The 15,912-nt window shown below is 69.1% G+C and carries 16 protein-coding genes; 8 read left to right on the plus strand and 8 right to left on the minus strand.

Going from position 1 to position 15,912, the window contains the following annotated elements:
* The first annotated feature begins 83 nt into the window (after positions 1-83).
* Together ACYVII_RS11440 and ACYVII_RS11445 are read left to right on the plus strand one after the other, a co-directional pair.
* On the plus strand, positions 84-605 hold the full coding sequence (locus ACYVII_RS11440) for a MarR family winged helix-turn-helix transcriptional regulator (protein ID WP_460535049.1): 522 nt from the start codon (positions 84-86) through the stop codon (positions 603-605).
* A gap of 5 nt (positions 606-610) precedes the next feature.
* Entirely contained in the window at positions 611-1,912 is a 1,302-nt protein-coding gene (locus ACYVII_RS11445; RefSeq protein WP_460535168.1) for an MFS transporter, read from the plus strand.
* Between the two features lie 62 nt (positions 1,913-1,974).
* Here the strand turns inward: ACYVII_RS11445 and ACYVII_RS11450 are convergent, their stop codons facing one another.
* Positions 1,975-3,369 carry an MFS transporter gene (locus ACYVII_RS11450; protein ID WP_460535051.1) on the minus strand — a complete coding sequence of 465 codons (1,395 nt, stop codon included), beginning with the start codon at positions 3,367-3,369 and terminating at the stop codon, positions 1,975-1,977.
* A gap of 323 nt (positions 3,370-3,692) precedes the next feature.
* Between ACYVII_RS11450 and ACYVII_RS11455 the strand changes: the two genes are divergently transcribed.
* The gene (locus tag ACYVII_RS11455) at positions 3,693-5,729 is read left to right on the plus strand and encodes a DUF6807 family protein (RefSeq protein WP_460535053.1); all 2,037 of its coding nucleotides are present in this window, start codon (positions 3,693-3,695) and stop codon (positions 5,727-5,729) included.
* Positions 5,726-6,832 carry a M24 family metallopeptidase gene (locus ACYVII_RS11460; RefSeq protein ID WP_460535055.1) on the plus strand — a complete coding sequence of 369 codons (1,107 nt, stop codon included), beginning with the start codon at positions 5,726-5,728 and terminating at the stop codon, positions 6,830-6,832. The genes ACYVII_RS11455 and ACYVII_RS11460 overlap by 4 nt, the downstream gene beginning before the upstream one ends.
* A gap of 43 nt (positions 6,833-6,875) precedes the next feature.
* On the opposite strand, the gene ACYVII_RS11465 is transcribed toward ACYVII_RS11460, so the two are convergent.
* From ACYVII_RS11465 to ACYVII_RS11475, 3 genes are all read right to left on the minus strand, one after another.
* Positions 6,876-7,253 (minus strand): hypothetical protein, encoded by a 378-nt coding sequence (locus tag ACYVII_RS11465; protein WP_460535057.1) that lies wholly within the window; start codon positions 7,251-7,253, stop codon positions 6,876-6,878.
* Between the two features lie 29 nt (positions 7,254-7,282).
* Entirely contained in the window at positions 7,283-7,918 is a 636-nt protein-coding gene (locus tag ACYVII_RS11470; protein ID WP_460535059.1) for a nucleotidyltransferase family protein, read from the minus strand.
* A gap of 81 nt (positions 7,919-7,999) precedes the next feature.
* Complete coding sequence (locus ACYVII_RS11475; RefSeq protein ID WP_460535062.1) at positions 8,000-9,247, minus strand: UPF0158 family protein; 1,248 nt, start codon at positions 9,245-9,247, stop codon at positions 8,000-8,002.
* Between the two features lie 144 nt (positions 9,248-9,391).
* Between ACYVII_RS11475 and ACYVII_RS11480 the strand changes: the two genes are divergently transcribed.
* From ACYVII_RS11480 to ACYVII_RS11495, 4 genes are all read left to right on the plus strand, one after another.
* Positions 9,392-9,682, plus strand: coding sequence for a type II toxin-antitoxin system RelE/ParE family toxin (locus ACYVII_RS11480; protein ID WP_460535170.1), 291 nt, complete (start codon positions 9,392-9,394; stop codon positions 9,680-9,682).
* Complete coding sequence (locus ACYVII_RS11485) at positions 9,675-9,977, plus strand: helix-turn-helix domain-containing transcriptional regulator (RefSeq protein WP_460535065.1); 303 nt, start codon at positions 9,675-9,677, stop codon at positions 9,975-9,977. The genes ACYVII_RS11480 and ACYVII_RS11485 overlap by 8 nt, the downstream gene beginning before the upstream one ends.
* A 562-nt stretch (positions 9,978-10,539) precedes the next feature.
* Complete coding sequence (locus ACYVII_RS11490) at positions 10,540-10,824, plus strand: helix-turn-helix transcriptional regulator (RefSeq protein ID WP_460535067.1); 285 nt, start codon at positions 10,540-10,542, stop codon at positions 10,822-10,824.
* A 79-nt stretch (positions 10,825-10,903) separates the two neighbouring features.
* The gene (locus ACYVII_RS11495; protein WP_460535069.1) at positions 10,904-11,347 is read left to right on the plus strand and encodes a VOC family protein; all 444 of its coding nucleotides are present in this window, start codon (positions 10,904-10,906) and stop codon (positions 11,345-11,347) included.
* Between the two features lie 10 nt (positions 11,348-11,357).
* Here the strand turns inward: ACYVII_RS11495 and ACYVII_RS11500 are convergent, their stop codons facing one another.
* From ACYVII_RS11500 to ACYVII_RS11515, 4 genes are read right to left on the minus strand one after another with little or no spacing between them, the layout of a single operon-like run.
* Entirely contained in the window at positions 11,358-12,497 is a 1,140-nt protein-coding gene (locus ACYVII_RS11500; RefSeq protein ID WP_460535071.1) for a mandelate racemase/muconate lactonizing enzyme family protein, read from the minus strand.
* Positions 12,498-12,550: 53 nt separating this feature from the next.
* Positions 12,551-13,468: a beta/alpha barrel domain-containing protein gene (locus tag ACYVII_RS11505; RefSeq protein ID WP_460535073.1), complete on the minus strand. Its 918-nt coding sequence runs from the start codon at positions 13,466-13,468 to the stop codon at positions 12,551-12,553.
* Entirely contained in the window at positions 13,465-14,373 is a 909-nt protein-coding gene (locus tag ACYVII_RS11510; protein WP_460535075.1) for an NAD-dependent epimerase/dehydratase family protein, read from the minus strand. Before ACYVII_RS11510 ends, ACYVII_RS11505 begins: the two co-directional genes overlap by 4 nt.
* Complete coding sequence (locus tag ACYVII_RS11515) at positions 14,370-15,833, minus strand: Gfo/Idh/MocA family protein (RefSeq protein ID WP_460535077.1); 1,464 nt, start codon at positions 15,831-15,833, stop codon at positions 14,370-14,372. Before ACYVII_RS11515 ends, ACYVII_RS11510 begins: the two co-directional genes overlap by 4 nt.
* Positions 15,834-15,912 lie beyond the last annotated feature (79 nt).

The following is a 15,912-nucleotide window of genomic DNA, read 5'->3' on the forward strand; positions in this document are numbered from 1 at the left end:
GTCACGAAGCGTTGAACCTCATTGTCCGGCGGAACCGAACGGAGCGAAATACTTAGCCTGGCTAATTTGCTATGCTAAACATCATGACTCCGCCGATCTCGACCGCAGCACGGGCCGATACCTCTGCAGCGCCGACGATCTCCGGACCCGCGGCCGAGGTGCGCACCGAACCCGCCCCCCGGCGCATCACGACCCACGAGCTCTCCGGAAACCTGCGGGTCGCTGTCGCCCGGCTGTCGCGGCGCATCCGGGCCGAGAAGGCCGACGGGGCCCTGAGCGACGGCCAGTACAGCGTGCTCGCCCTGCTGCATCGCGAGGGCGAGAAGACGCTCAGCGAGCTCGCCGACCACGAGCGCGTGACGCCTCCTTCGATGAACCGCACCGTCAACAAGCTGGAGTCCGCGGGTTACGTGGTGAGGCGGGCGTCCGCCGATGATCGACGCAAGGTGCTGTTCGTGCCGACGGACGCCGGCCGTGACCTCGTGAAGGAGACACGCCGGCGGCGGGACGCATGGCTGGACCGCCGGCTGGCGAAGCTGCCCTCCGAGACGCGTTCGCTGCTGGCCGACGCCGCCGAGGTGATGCGGGAACTGGCCGACTCGTGAGCGCGATGTTCCGATCGCTCTCGGCGGTGAACTATCGCATCTGGTTCGCCGGGGCCCTCGTTTCCAACGTGGGAACGTGGATGCAGCGCACCGCTCAGGACTGGATCGTACTGACTCAGCTCACCCACAACGACGCACTCGCGGTGGGCGTCGTGATGGCGCTGCAGTTCGGACCGCAGCTCATCCTGCTGCCGATCACGGGGTATGCGGCCGACCACCTGGACCGCCGCAAGCTGATGATGGCGACGCAGGGCGCGATGGGTCTGCTGGGACTCGGACTGGGCATCCTCACCGTGACCGGCATCGTGCAGCTGTGGCACGTCTACCTCTTCGCGCTGCTTCTGGGCATCGTCGCCGCGTTCGACTCGCCGGCTCGTCAGACGTTCGTCGGTGACCTGGTCGGGCCGAAGATGCTGGGCAACGCAGTGGCGCTCAACTCGGCGTCGTTCAATGCCGCCCGACTGGTCGGCCCCGCCGTCGCCGGCCTCCTCACGGCTGCCGTCGGTGCCGGGTGGGTCTTCCTGCTCAACGCAGTCAGCTTCGCCGCGGTGCTCGCCTCGCTGAACTTCATGCGGCGCGACCGGCTGCATGTCACCAAGCGCGCCGCACGCTCCCGCGGCAGCCTCGTCGAGGGATTCCGCTACGTGCGCCGGCGCCCCGACCTGCTGACCATCTTCACGATGGTGTTCCTGGTCGGAACGTTCGGCCTGAACTTCCCCATCTTCGTCGCGAGCATGGCGAGCACCGTGTTCCATCAGGGCGCCGGCGAGTACGGCATCCTGTCGTCCGTCATGGCGATCGGATCGGTCGTCGGCGCCCTGCTGGCCGCGCGGCGCGAGAAACCGCGCGGGTCGCTGCTCTCCGTGGCCGGTGTGGTCTTCGGTATCGGGTGCGTCGCCGCGGCCGCCGCGCCCAGCTACTGGGCCTTCGGTGCGATGCTCGCCGTCGTGGGAGTGGCATCTCAGACGTTCAACACCACCGCGAACGGCGTCGTGCAGCTCTCCACCGATCCCGTGGTGCGTGGCCGTGTGATGGCGATCTACATGGCCATCTTCATGGGCGGCACCCCGATCGGCGCCCCCATCGTCGGCTGGGTGGCCGACGCGTTCGGACCGCGATGGGCGCTCGTGGTGGGCGGGGCCTCCGGAATCCTGGCGGCGGCCGTCGGCGTGTACTACATGGTGCGCTACCGCGGGATGCGCCTGGCGTTCACCGAACGCCGGCTGCGGTTCACGTTCGCGCAGCCCACGCGCAGCATGGCGCTGGCCGAGATGGAGGGCGACGAGGCGGCCGCGCAGAAGGCGTAGGCATCCGCTCGCCCAAGCTCATCGCCTTCATCCTCGGCGATTGGCGGACGACGGATCCCGCGTCATGTTGGGTCGGGACGCGCAGGAACGGGCGCCGACGGCCCGATCTCGACCGGCGATTCGCGCGGGGTGCGACGAACGGCTCCGGCCAGGAGCGCGGCGAGCATGAGTGCCGCGAACGGCGCGATCAGGGCAACGGTGACGCTCGTCGCGTTCGCCACGAATCCGATCAGCGCTGGGCCGCCGAAGATGCCCACGTAACCGAAGGTGAGCACGCGCGAGAGCACCACCCCGGAGTGCGGCTGGTTGCCGGCAGCGCTGAAGACCTGCGGAACGCATCCGCAGAGGCCGGCCCCGAGCAGAGCCCAGCCGGCGAGCGCAACCCCCAGCGATGGGGCGACCAGCACGGCGGCGAGACCGATCACACCGAGAAGCGCTCCGCCGCGCACGACCGCGACCGGACCCAGCACGGCGACGACGCGGTCGACGACGAGACGTCCGCCGGTCATCGCCACAGCGAATGCTCCGTATCCGAAGGCGGAGAGGCCGGCGGCCGCACCGAACGCCTGCGTCAGCTGCAGTGCACTCCAGTCGGTCGCCACACCCTCGGTGAACATGAGCAGCAGCGCGCACGCTCCGAGCATGACGGCGACCCGGGTCCATCGCACGGGCAGCCGCCGGGGTCGTGCGGTTGACGTCGTGGAATGGGCGGCATCCGCCGCGAACTCGGGCCAGCCTGCGGGGCCGAGGAGGATGTCGCCACCCGTAGTGGGAGCGAGCACGCCTCCGGATGCCCGAGCATCCTCGCCGACGGATGTCACGGCATCCGCTGCGCTCACGATGGAGCGCGGTCTGCTGGCCGCCTCGACCGCGGGGCGCACGAGCCACCCGCCGGCGACAGAGACCGCGATCGTGCACAACAGAGCGGCGAGACCGAGCTGCGGGCGCACGGTCCAGCCGAGCGCGGCCGTGCCGAGCACGGCGAGCGCGCCGGCCGCGCCGCCCAGCGAGAAGAACGCGTGGAACGCCGACATGATCGGCTTCTCGTATGCGCGTTCCACGACGACCGCCTGCAGATTCATGCCGACGTCGTTCAGGCCCATGCCGAAGCTGACGATGGTCATGGCGCAGGCGAGCACGCCGGCATCCCCCGCGAACCCCATCGCCAGCACACCGAACGACGCCGTGGCGAGCCCCGCGATGCAGAGCACCACGCTGCCCGCCCGACCCTGGACGCGGCCGCCGACCTGGGCGCCGGCGACGATTCCGACCGAGCTGATCAGGATGACCACTCCGAGGCCGCCCGCCGAGACTCCGGCGCCCGCCGCCACGAGCGGGATCGTGCCCGACCACATGCCCACCAGGAATCCGGCGGACGCGAAGACCGCGAAGACCGCGACGCGGGCGCGCCGCAACGCGGGACTCGGCGCCTTGCGGCCGCGCAACGTGTCGTACATGGTTCCTCCTCCGGCCGATCGGCGATCGGGTACATGCACACGTCGAATGACCTCAGCGGATTCCGACACGGCAGCCGGCCCGCCCGACGCCGACCGGCGGCCAACCAGACGACCAAGCGCTGGTAGCGTCCTCGCGATCGAACGTTTGAGCTCGGTGTCGAACTTGCGGTCCGGAGGTGCCGTTATCCGCGACGGAAGCGACACATTCGGACCGCGATTTCGCGGCATGCTTGGGCATTCGCTCGCGCGGGAAAGCGCTTTCTGGCAGGATGGAGAGTTGGCAGCATGATGGAGACGACAGCGCCATGACAGAGAGGTCGCCGATGCCAGAGACACATTCCGCTCCAGCGCCGCACGTGGTCATCACGGGAGTCGGCGGTTACGGGCGCCTGCATCTGGAGAACGCCCGTCGGCTCGCGGAGGCCGGGCGCCTCGTCATCGTGGCCCTCGTCGACCCCGCCGTTGCTGCGCAGCGCGACAGCGACGGCGGCATCCCGATCTACGCCGACCTGACCGCCGCGCTGGCCCGGCACAGGGCCGACATCGTCATCGTCGCGACGCCCCTCGACACGCACGAACGCCTCGCGGAGATCGCGATGCGCGCCGGCGCGGACGTGCTGCTCGAGAAGCCGCCGGTGCCCACGATGGCGGCGTTCGAGCGGCTGCTGGAGGTACAGCGCGAGACCCGGCGTGTCGTGCAGGTGGGATTCCAGAGCCTCGGGTCGGCCGCTATCGCCGCCTTGAAGGATGACGATCTCGACCTCGGCCTCACTGAACGAGTCAGCGCGACCGGCCTATGGAGCCGCAAGAAGTCGTACTGGGCACGCGCCAGGTGGGCCGGCCGGCGCACGCTCGACGGCCATGCGGTGGTCGATGGCGTTGCTACGAACCCGCTCGCGCACGCTGTCGCGACCGCGCTCCGCATCGCAGGCTACGACACCGCCGACTCCGTCAGCCGGGTCGAGACGGAGCTGTACCGGGCGAACGCGATCGAGGCCGACGACACGTCCGTCATCCGCATCAGCGGGCCAGGGCATCCGACCGTGACCTGCGTGCTCACGCTGTGCGCCCCACCCGAGTTGCACGACGAGCCAGATCGCGGCGCGACTGTGACCGTTCTCGGACAGCGGGCATCCGCCACCTTCTCCTACACGACGGATGTCGTCAGCATCGGAGACGAGCAGCGCACGTTCGATCGCGCCGACCTGCTCGAGAACCTCATCGAGCATCGGCGCAGCGGCGCGGAGCTCATCGTGCCGCTTGTCTCGACCGGGGCTTTCATGCGCGTCGTGGAGGCGGTGCGGCGGGCGCCGGAGCCGACCAAGATCGATCCCCGCCAGGTGACATGGCACGGTGAGGAGGGCGACGAGTACCCCATCGTCGACCGCATCGTGGAGTCGGTGCGGGCGGCATCCGCGGCAGGCGTCACGTTCAGCGAGCAGGGCGTTCCGTGGGCCATGCGCGGCGTCGACCGCGTGATCGCCGCGGCCGAGGTCGACGGCACGCTGGTGGCAGAAGAGGTCGACGGCGGCGGCACGATCGAGTTCTCGAGCCCGCATCCGTACCTGCATCCGGTGCGCACGCTGAGCGGCGTCACCATCACGGCGGCGCATGCGGCCGATCATGACTGGCACAGCGGTGTGGGGTTCACGGTGCAGGATGCCACAGGCGTCAACTTCTGGGGCGGCCGCACCTACGTGCGCGACAGCGGGTACGAGACGCTCGACGACCACGGGCGCATCGAGGTGGTGCGCACGGACCGGCTCGAGACCGGGCAGCTCGGGGACGGCGTCGAGCACGAACTCGTCTGGCGAGGTCCGGACGGCGAGGCAGTACTCGAGGAGCGGCGGAGCATCCGCTGGCGTCCGATCGCGTTCGGGGGCGACCGGCACGCGTGGGCGCTCGAGGTCGATGTGCACCTCACGCCGGTCGCGAACGACGTGTCTCTCGGCAGCCCGGGCAGCAAGGGCCGCGCCGGCGCTGGGTACGGCGGGTTCTTCTGGCGCTTCCCCGACTGCTCCGAAGTGAGCGTCTTCACTCCGGATGCCTCTGGCGAAGACGACGTGAACGGCTCGGTGGCCGGATGGCTGGCCTTCAGCGCGCAGTTCACGGCCGGTCCCGAACACAACGGGCGGGCATCCGTCGTACTCGCTGGCGGTGACGAGGTCACGGCGGCGGATCCGTGGTTCGTGCGCGTGCGGGACTACCCGGGCATCGGATCGGCCGTCGCATGGGATGCCCGCACTCCGGTCCCAGAGGACGGCCTGACCCGCAGGTACCGCGCGGCCGTGGTCGACGGGAGCGTCTCGCCGGCGGAGGCGGGCGAGCTCGCAACGCTCATCGGGGGGAGCCGATCATGACCGCGACGGCCGGTCCGGCGGCATCGAACCACGACACCTCGGCCCAGCGCGCCTCCGACCGGGCCGTGAAGCGTGCGCGAGTGCTCGACATCCTCGACCGCGCTGGCGAGGCAGACTCCGTTCTGCTGACGAGCGCCGCCGCCGTGTCGTGGTACCTCGACGGCGGCCGGCTCGGCGTGAGCCTGGCGGCCGATCCGATCGTCGCCGTGCGTGTCGCACGCGACACCGACGAGGTGTTCGTCACCTCGAACGAGACCGCGCGACTCGTCGCCGAGGAGTTACCCAGTGGCGTCGTCGTGCACGACCGTGCGTGGTTCGAGCCGCTGGCTGTGCTCGCTTCGGCAGGGGCGCTGCGCGAACAGGACGTGGATGCCGAACTCCGGGCAGCACGGGCCGTGCTGCTTCCGGGTGAGCGACAGCGCTTCCGCTCATTGAGCGCGGATGCCGCAAAAGCCGCCACTGACGTGCTACTCGACGCCGAGCCGACCTGGTCCGAGCGGCGGGTTGCGGCAGAGACAGCCCAGCGGCTGGTGGCCGTCGGCTCCGATCCGCTCGTGCTGCTGGTCGCGGGTGAGTCGCGGGCATCCCTCCCCCACCCGCTGCCCACGGATGCCCCGATCGGCCGCCGCGCGATGCTTGTGATCTGCGCGCGCCGCGACGGGCTCATCGCGAACCTCAGCCGGTGGGTGTCGTTCGGGCCGCTCACCGAAGGCGAGCGCGATGCCGAACGGCGCATCCTGCAGGTCGAGGCCGCCGCGTTCGATGCGACGGTTCCGGATGCCCCGCTGAGCGACGTGCTCGCCACGATCGCGGCCGCGTACCCAGCGAACGGGTTCGACGCCGCCCAGTGGCAGCGCCATCACCAGGGCGGTGCAGCCGGCTACAACGGCCGTGACCCGCGTGCGACGCCGTCGACAACGGATCTCGCGCGACTCGGGCAAGCCTTCACCTGGAATCCATGGGTGCGCGGCGCCAAGGTCGAAGACACCGTGCTGCTGGCCGGGACTCCCGATGCGCCGCTCATCGATCCGATCACGGTCGACGAGCGGTGGCCGACCATCGAGGTTGCAGGGCGGCTCCGCCCGGGCACGCTGGAGCGGTGAGCGGCGGCACGATTGTCGCGGCCGGCGAGCTCCTCGCCGCGACTCAGCCGGCCAACACCGTCCTGGCAGCGTCGACGAGGCGCCGCGCGTGCGAGACATGCCTGGATGCATCCGCTTTCGTGGGTAGCCGATCGCCGTACGACTGCGCGGACTTCACCGCCAGGAGCGCATCGAGGTGCTTCGCCGTTGCAGCATCCGTCGCCGTCCGCAGGGCCTCGACGGCATCACGATGAGACTCCGATGCCACTTTGTAGCCAAGGACATGCCCACAGATCGCGTCGCTCGCCGCTATGCCCGTACTCACCGCGATCTCGGCGGCGTGCTTCCACTCGTGCGGACTCTCCCCCGTCAGTTGGAGTTCGGCCGATGCGAGGCGCGTCTCTGCGTCACGGAACCGTATGCGCACAGCGGCGGCATCCATTGGCTGCCTTCGAGCACTGATCCGAGGATTCATGCGACGTGCTTTGCGCTTCGGCTGAGCGGCGCGCCGAAGACGAGGATGCCGTCGCGGAGAACGTTGACGATGAGCGCGTCGTTCTCCTTGATCCGCTCCGCGACTTCAGACCGGTCGACTGAGACCACCTGCGTCTCGTTACCCGTGATGCGGCCGACATGGCCGGACAGTCGGTAACCGATGTCCGCCCGAGCGTCGCCGTCGAACTCGTCGGGGAACACCACGAAGAGATCGACGTCGGAGTCGAGCGTGGACTCACGGCGCGCGACCGAACCGTACACGACCACCGTGAGCCCTTGTTCGTCCGGGACTTCCTCGGGCACCAACTCCTTGCAAAAGGTGCGGATGCCCCCGAACACCCGAGCGCGCGCATCCAGCCCCGCCTGGATCACCGGCCAGAGCACGTGGTCACGGTTGGCGCGGTAGATGATAGACGGCGGGCTCACCTCGGCCGTCACGACACCTACACGCACAAGTGAACCAAGCGCACGATGCACGCTGGACGTCGAGCCCACGTCAGCGAGCGCGTGCACCCGTCGCCCCGAGAAGCCGGTATCCGCGCGGGCGAGAACGCGAAGCACGGCCGCCTCCACCGTGGTGGTGAGGCCGTCAAGCGGCTCGCTCAAGTTCATATGACGATGCTGGCACAGTTGTCGTGAATCTGGAACGATTGTGTCGGATTTGGAACGACCCGGGGAGCACCCGTCCCGCAGTCAGCCCGGGACTGCGCGGAATCCGCTGTCGGCGAGTGCTTCCCGTGCTCTCCCGATCTGGCGGTCGGTGGAGAACACGTTCCACCGTTCTTCAAGGTCTTCCTCGTGGAGGAGGTCGCGGAATCGCCGGAAGGCGCCTCTGCCCTCGATCGCTCTCTCCAATCGCTCCCGCAGGTCCTGGTCGTGCTGCGACTCGGCGAACGCCTCCATGTCGAGCCACTGCTCGCGCGACTCGGTGAGATGCACGAACAGCCAGCGATCCGGCTCGGCCTCCACGTCGACGGCAGCATCCTCCCCCAACAGCAACGGGTCGGTCTCGCTCTCGTCCAGCACATCGCCGGTGACCAGATCGACGTAGACGCCCAGCGACATCTCGGGACCGCGATCAAGCGAGTAGGCGAGCATCTCGAGGTCGACGGGCACGGGCTGTCCGGCCGGAGTCTCTCCGCGCAGCAGCGCCAGGAGTTCGTCAGCGAGCACCTGATCTCCGGCCGCACCGCGCGACGTCAGGCGGTTCACGACCGACAATGCCGTCGTCTCGGCATCAGGAGCGTGCTCCGCCAGCGCGATCCGTAGTCCGGCGGAGATCTGCTGCAAGGCGTCGTCGATGTCCCGACCGGACAACGCCGCGAGAAAGTGCGACACATCCTTTGCCGCGATCGCCTTGCGCACTTCCGTCAGATCGAGATCGAGCACTTGGCCGTGTGCGGGCCACAGACCGACCAGCATCGGATGAGGATGCGCGGGTCGCTTCGGCGCGCGACTTTGTCCGTCGTCGTCGGACCAGCGGCGACCGTACTGATCAGGTAGCTCCCCCCATCCCCAAGACGGAAGCGGTCCGGGCGGCACCGCGCCGAGCACTTCGATCGGATCGACCAGGTATTCCTCGACGACGCAGCGGTGAGTCCACCGGTCGCCGAGGTCGAAGGTGAACTGGAACTCGGCGCCCAGGCCGACGCTGCCGGAGACCGTGGTGGTAGCCATGTCGAGGGGGCGAAGCAGCGCGCCGTCTGGCGATCCGGCCAGCTCGAGCCCGGTGTCGACATCAGTGACCACGCGTCCGTCGGCGAGTGTGAACATCGTCACGTGCGAGCGATCCCACCGCGCGAACGCATCGTTGATCGCATCCGCCAGCTGCCCGAAAGTGTGCAACGGCCCGACCGCGAACACGCGCCCGGGATACGGCCACAGCTCGTGCCCGCGACCGCCGAGCAACTCGACCGTTACGGATAACCAGGTGCACGCCATGGTTCGAGGATCGCACGTGCGGGCCGAACGGTCACAGGGCTCCGGTCGACACGATCGCGGCGAGGTCGCTGCACTGCAGGCGAGGTCCAACGCAGCTTCAGCAAAGGTTGTGTTGTGAACTACAGTTGACACATAGTTGAGGTTCTGAGAAGCGAAACCTTCAACCGTTGGCTCCGAAAACTGAATGACCGGCAGGCGAGGGTACGCATTCTCGTGCGTATCGATCGACTTGCCGCAGGGAATCCCGGTGATGCGCGATACGTCGGCGGAGGGGTCCTCGAGCTCAGGATCGACTACGGGCCCGGCTACCGCGTCTACTACGTGCAAGACGGTGGCCAGCTGGTCCTGCTGCTGTGCTGCGGAGACAAGTCGACCCAGCAAAGCGACATTCACCGAGCACACCGAATCGCCCAGGAGTGGAGGAATCATGAGTGACGCGACTGAGAAGTTCGGGCCCTACGACAGCGCGGACTACCTGACCGACCTCGAAGATGCTGCTGCCTACTTGGAAGCGGCACTCGACGGCGGCGCGGATGATCCCACACTCGTCGTTCGAGCGCTCGGTGTCATCGCACGGTCGGGCAACATCAGCGAACTCGCCCGCCGTGTGGGCATGAGCCGCGAAGGCCTCTATAAGGCACTCTCGGGCAACAGCAACCCCAGCTTCGCCACCATTGTCAAGGTCGCCGGAGCGCTGGGTCTCAGAATTCACTTCGACTCCGTCGCCTGAGGTGGAAGTCGAAAGAGCGCTCCGGCCCCCACGCTGATGCCCGTGAGTAGAACCCGGCAACGGTTCGTGCGTCGAGGTCAGCAGGTGTCGAGTTCCGGCTCTCCGCTGTCGAAAGCGGACAGCTGATCCCGCTACCGTCGAGAGGTGAACCGAATCGATCGCCTCTACGCCGTCACGGAGGAACTGCGTGCGGTAGCGCCGCGGCCGCGGAGCGCGACCTGGCTCGCGCGGCGATTCGAAGTGAGCGTTCGCACCATCGAACGCGACATCGATGCGCTGCAGCAGGGCGGCGTTCCGATCTGGGCAGAGCCGGGACGCACGGGCGGATACTGCATCGACCGCGATCGAACGCTGCCACCTCTGAACTTCTCTCCCGACGAGGCGGTAGCCGTGGCCGTCGCGTTGCAGCTCACGGCATCCGACAGTCCCTTTCACATCGCGGGAGGCAGCGCGCTGCGCAAACTGCTCGGTGCGATGGCGGAGCGCGACGCAGCGGATGCCGAAGACCTCGTCGAGCGAGTTCACGTGATCGGTGTGCCCGAGCGCGAGACATCCGTTCCGCGTGAGCTTGCGGCGGCGGTTTCGCAGCGGCGCGTGCTCCGTCTGCGGCTACACCGATCGCGACGGCCGGCAGACCGTGCGCGACGTCGAGCCGCTCGGGTACATCCGCTCCACCACCGCCTGGTACCTGCTCGGATGGTGCAGGATGCGCGATGCACCGCGCGCGTTCCGCTTCGACCGCATCGATGGGGTCACGGCGCTGAGCGAGAGGGTGTCGCCGCGCGCTCTGTCGGCCGACGACGTCCAGGTTCCGGAGGGCGACCTGCGCTCGCTGACGCTGCTCTGAGACGTCGGGCTCGATGGATGTTCGGGCTCACGATTTCGTCGGAAACACCGACAGGACGCTGTCGGCACTTCTCGCGAGCATGGATTCCACCAACCTTTCCGACCCTGGAGGAATCATGAATCTCGTCTCGATCCGCCTCATCACCGCCGACGTCGATCGACTCGTCACGTTCTACGAGCGGATGACCGGCGTCAACGCGGTGCGACCGACGCCTGACTTCGCCGAACTGCGTACGAAGAACGGCACGCTGGCCATCGGCAGCACCCGGACGGTCGCGCTCTTCGGCCCTGGCTCCGCCGAACCGGCCGCCAACAGGTCGGCCATCGTCGAGTTCATCGTCGACGACGTGGACGCACTCTTCGACTCGCTGCCGGCCGACACGATGGAGGTCGTGCAGCGCCCGACCACGATGCCCTGGGGAAACCGGTCGCTGCTCGTGCGCGACCCTGACGGCACCCTCGTGAACTTCTTCACGCCGGAGTCGCCGGACGCCGTGGCCAAGTTCGCGGGAACTTCCCGCTGAGGGGGCTGGGCTAGGCCAGCGTGATGCCGAGGCCGGGGCGCGCCGCAGAGGTGAGTGCGGCATCCGCGATGCGCACGGGCGCGGGCTCGGCGAGCAGTCCCAGCCGCTCGAAACCGGCATCCTCGACGTCTTCGACGAGCGTTTCTCGCGGCAGGGCGAGGGCGAGCTGGCCGGATAGCTCAGGCAGCAGGTGCGGGTGCAACTCGACCCCCGCGACCGCCGCATCGGCGCCGGCGTCGGCTGCCGCGCTCGCTCCAGCGCCGGTCACGAGCTCGGCGATCGCGAGGAACGGCGTGATTCCGCCGACGCGGATCACGTTCGGCTGCAGGATGTCCGCCGCGCCCAGCTCGATCGCCTCGCGGAACCGGTACGCCGTGTGCAGATTCTCGCCAAGCGCGACCGGAACGTCGATGCGCGAGCGCAGCTCGGCATGCCCGAGCAGGTCGTCGGCCCGCAGCGGCTCCTCAATCCAGCGCAGCCCGAATCGGCTCAGCTCGCCTATCGCACGCTCCGCCTCGTCGAGGTCCCACAGCTGGTTCGCGTCGATCGCGAGCTCGGAATCCGGCCCGATGGTCTCGCGCACCGCAGCGACCCGGTCGACGTCTTCGGCCAGCGGATGCCCGCCCACCTTGATCTTGACGAGCCGGTAGCCCGCATCCCGCCATCGCCCGGCCTGAGCCACGAGTTCGTCCAGCGAGTAGTGCCGGTTCACCCCGCTGCCGTAGACCCCGACGGATGCCCGGCTCGTACCCAGCAGCTCGGTGACGGATGCCTGCACCGCCCGCCCGGCGGCATCCCACAGCGCGAGATCGAGACCGGCCATCGCGATGGTGGTCACGCCGCCGGAACCCGCCTCGTGCAAGCGCTGCCAGAGCGGCGTCCACAGTGTGCGGGCATCCGCGTCGCGGCCGAGCACGAAATCGCGGATGTCGTGGTCGAGCATGGCCTGCACCGAGTGCGCGCCGATGGTGGGCGTCCAACTGAAGCCGTGGCCGGTGACGCCGGACTCGGTGTCCACGAGCACCTCGATGATGTGCCACTGCGTGACATCCGTTCCCCACGGCCGCAGCAGCGGAACGTCGATCAGCCGCGTGCGAAGGCCGGTGATGCGGCCCAACGCGGCAGTGTCGGTGGGTCGTGCGATGCTCACGGTCGTCTCGCTTTCGCCGGCCTGTCACTTGCGCAACTGAACATCGCGGCCCGCTATGCGACGAGCTCGTCGCCGATCGCGAGGATGCGTCGCAGCTCCTCGACCTGCCGCTCGTCCGGATCCACGAGTGGCGGACGCACCCCGCCGACCGGCAGTCCACGAGCTCCGCTGGACCCGAGACGCACGCCCGCCTTCACCAGCGACACCGCGAACCCTGGCACCTCGTCGCGCAGCCGCACCAGCGGCAGGTAGAACGCGTCGAGGATCTCGAGGCGACGCGCGTCGTCGCCCGACGCGTACGCCTCGTAGAACGCCTTCGCCACCCGGGGCGCCATTGCGAAGGCTGCCGACGAGTACAGCGGGATGCCGATCGCGCGGTACGCCTGCTGCGTGAGCTCCGCGGTGGGCAGGCCGTTGAAGAACGCGAAGTCCTCGCGCCCGGTCGCGGCGACGGCACGCACGAGCTGTTGCGCGACGCCGAGATCGCCGACGCCGTCCTTGAAGCCGAGCACGCGCGGGTTGGTCGCGAGCCGTGCGGCGGCATCCTCGTTGAGGCGTGCAGAGCCGCGGTGGTAGACGATGACCGGCAGATCGGATGCCCGCAGCACGGCCTCGATGTACGCGACCGTTCCCGACGTGGTGCTTCCGACCAGGTATGGCGGGAGCACGAGCAGGGCGTCGGCACCGGCATCCGCCGCGCGCCTTGCGCACTCGATCGCGTGCCCCAGCGGGCCGCCCGCCCCGGCCACGACGGGAACGCTCCCGTCGACCGCCTTCACGGTGGCCGCGACGACGTCGCCGACCTCGGATGCGCTCAGCGCGTGGAACTCGCCGGTGCCGCACGCCGGGAAGACGCCGCCGGGCCCGAACGGAAGGCGCGAGGCCACATGCTCGGCCGTGAGCGCCGTGTCGACGGATCCGTCGGCGGCGAACGCCGTCACGGGAAAGAACAGCACGCCATCGAACTTCATCGGGTACCTCCGGTCAGTACAGGGGCGAGCTCGCTGCGCCAGTCGTGCGTGGGCGTCCAGCCCAGCAGCCGCCTCGCCTTCTCGATCGAGAACGCGGGCGCTGTGCCGGTGAGTTCGCGGGCCGCATCCGCCGTCGAGGGCCAGTAGACCGGCATCAGCTCGGCGAGCGGCCGACGCGCCAGCGCATCGGCGGCTCCGACCATGAACGTCTGCGCGTTCGGAATGTCGTCGAGTCCGGCCACGAGCGTGTCGAGGAACCCGCCCACGTCGCGGGCGTCCACGTAGTTGAACAGAGCGGGGGCTGAGAGCGCCGGATCGTCGAGCCGCTCGAGGATCGTGTGGCCCTGCTGCGTAGGAGCCCCGTGCCACTCCTCGGGAGCGACGACGTAACACGGGCGGAACGCGGCGAGCCGCACCTCGTCGCCCTTCTGCGCCGCGAACATCGCCATGGTCCGCTCGGCGAGCAGCTTCGACAGCGCGTACGCGTTCCACGGTCGCGGCTCGACATCCTCGTCCAGCGGCAGCCGCTCGGGAACCCAGCCGGCCGGCGATCCGTAGCCGAACACCGTCGGGCTGGATGCCGTCACGATCTTGCGAACACCGGCATCCACCGCGGCCTGCATCACGTTGTAGGCGAGCGACGCGTTCGTGCGCAGGATGTGCTGCTCCGGCGCGCTGAACGGCACGGCGATGGCGGCGAGGTGGATGACGGCATCCACTCGCGCCTCGGCGATGACGGCGGATGCCTGTGCCGCGTCGGTCAGGTCCGCGGACACCTGCTCGGCCGCAACCTCGGTCGGGACCGTGAGGTCCACGCCGATCACTTCGTGCCCACGCTCGGTCAGCACCGCGACCACGCTGCGGCCGAGGCGGCCGGAGCTTCCGGTGACGAGAACGCGACTCATCGCGCGTTCTCCGGAGCCGGAGCGACCGGGGAGTACGACGGCTGTCCGACGGCGGGCGACTGCGGCGCGCTCACGGAGCTCGCGTCGCCCAGCCGCACGCCCAGGTCCAGTTCATCGACCCGTACGGGCAGTCCGGTCGCCAGCGAGCGGTTGCCCGCGATTCCGACCGCGATCGCACGGATGCCGTCCTGGTAGTCCGCCGCGCGGCCCAGGTCGTCCTCGCCGCGGCCGACGAACACGTCGCGCAGCAGGATGGCGTCGCCGCCGCCGTGCCCGCCCTCGCCCGCCGGGATCTCGACTTCTTCTGGCGCCTCCCAGTGCCGCTGCAGCAGGATGTGCTCTCCGCGCGGCCGCAACGTTGCCGACCGGGAATCCACCACGGCGGAGGGGTCGACGATGCGACCCCCGCCGTCCAGGCTCACGTCGCTGCGCTCGACGACGTCGAGCTCGACGCGCCCCTCGGTGCCGTTCACCGCGATCCGGTAGCCCTCCCACGGGCTGTGCGCGTTGAGGGAGTAGCTCATGCTCGGGCCGCCCGCGTAGTCGACCACGAGCGAGAGGTTGTCCTCGATGCTGATGCCGGGGTCGAAGACATCCTTGTCGCGCAGGTATCCGTCATACCGCTCGTTGCGCAGATACAGGTCGCGCAGCTTCTCGTCCGCCTCGAGATCGAGCGCGAACGGATCGCCGGATGCCCCGGTGCCGCGTTCCGGACGCTCGCCTCCGCCGCGGCCTCGCCAGTTGTCCGCGCCATAGAAGCGCAAGCCCCCCGAGGCGAACACGCGTGCCGGCACGTCGGAGATCCACCAGTTGACGAGGTCGAAGTGGTGCGACGCCTTGTGGATGAGCAGGCCGCCCGAGTTGGCCTTCTGCCGGTGCCAGCGGCGGAAGTAGTCAGCGCCATGCGACGTGTCGAGCACCCACTCGAAATGGACGGACAACGGGCGCCCGATCGCGCCAGAGGAGATCACGCGCTTGAACGCGCTGTTGCGCGGCGCGTACCGGTAGTTGAACGTCATGACGACGTCACCGTCGGTCTCGCGCACCGCCTCGACGATGCGACGGCTTCCCGCCTCGTCGATGGTCAGCGGCTTCTCGACGACCACGCGGGCACCTGCCCGCAGGGCACGGGAGACGTACTCGGCGTGCGTGAAGTCGGGCGAGGTCACGATGACACGCTCGATGCGCTCGTCACGGATGACGCGCTCGAGCTCGTCGGGATGCGCGGTCACGGGAGTGCCGGCATCCGGAGCCACCTGTGCGATGTGGTTCACGTAGTGCTCGAGGCGGCCCTGATTCGGGTCGAGCGCTGCGACGAGCTCGGCGGCATCGGCGTGCTGGCCGATGATCGCGTCGATGTACATCTGGGCGCGGGAACCGGTTCCGACGATGGCATACCGGGTGCGGTGCGGCACGATGTTCCTCTTTCGAACTGGCCCGGTCGAACGTGCGCCGGACATGACGTGCGCCGCGCCGCCGACCTCGAATCGGGGCTTTCGGCGACGCGACCTGCTAGCGTGAGAAAACGCTTTCTCTCAC

Source organism: Humibacter ginsengiterrae (genome assembly GCF_054780115.1).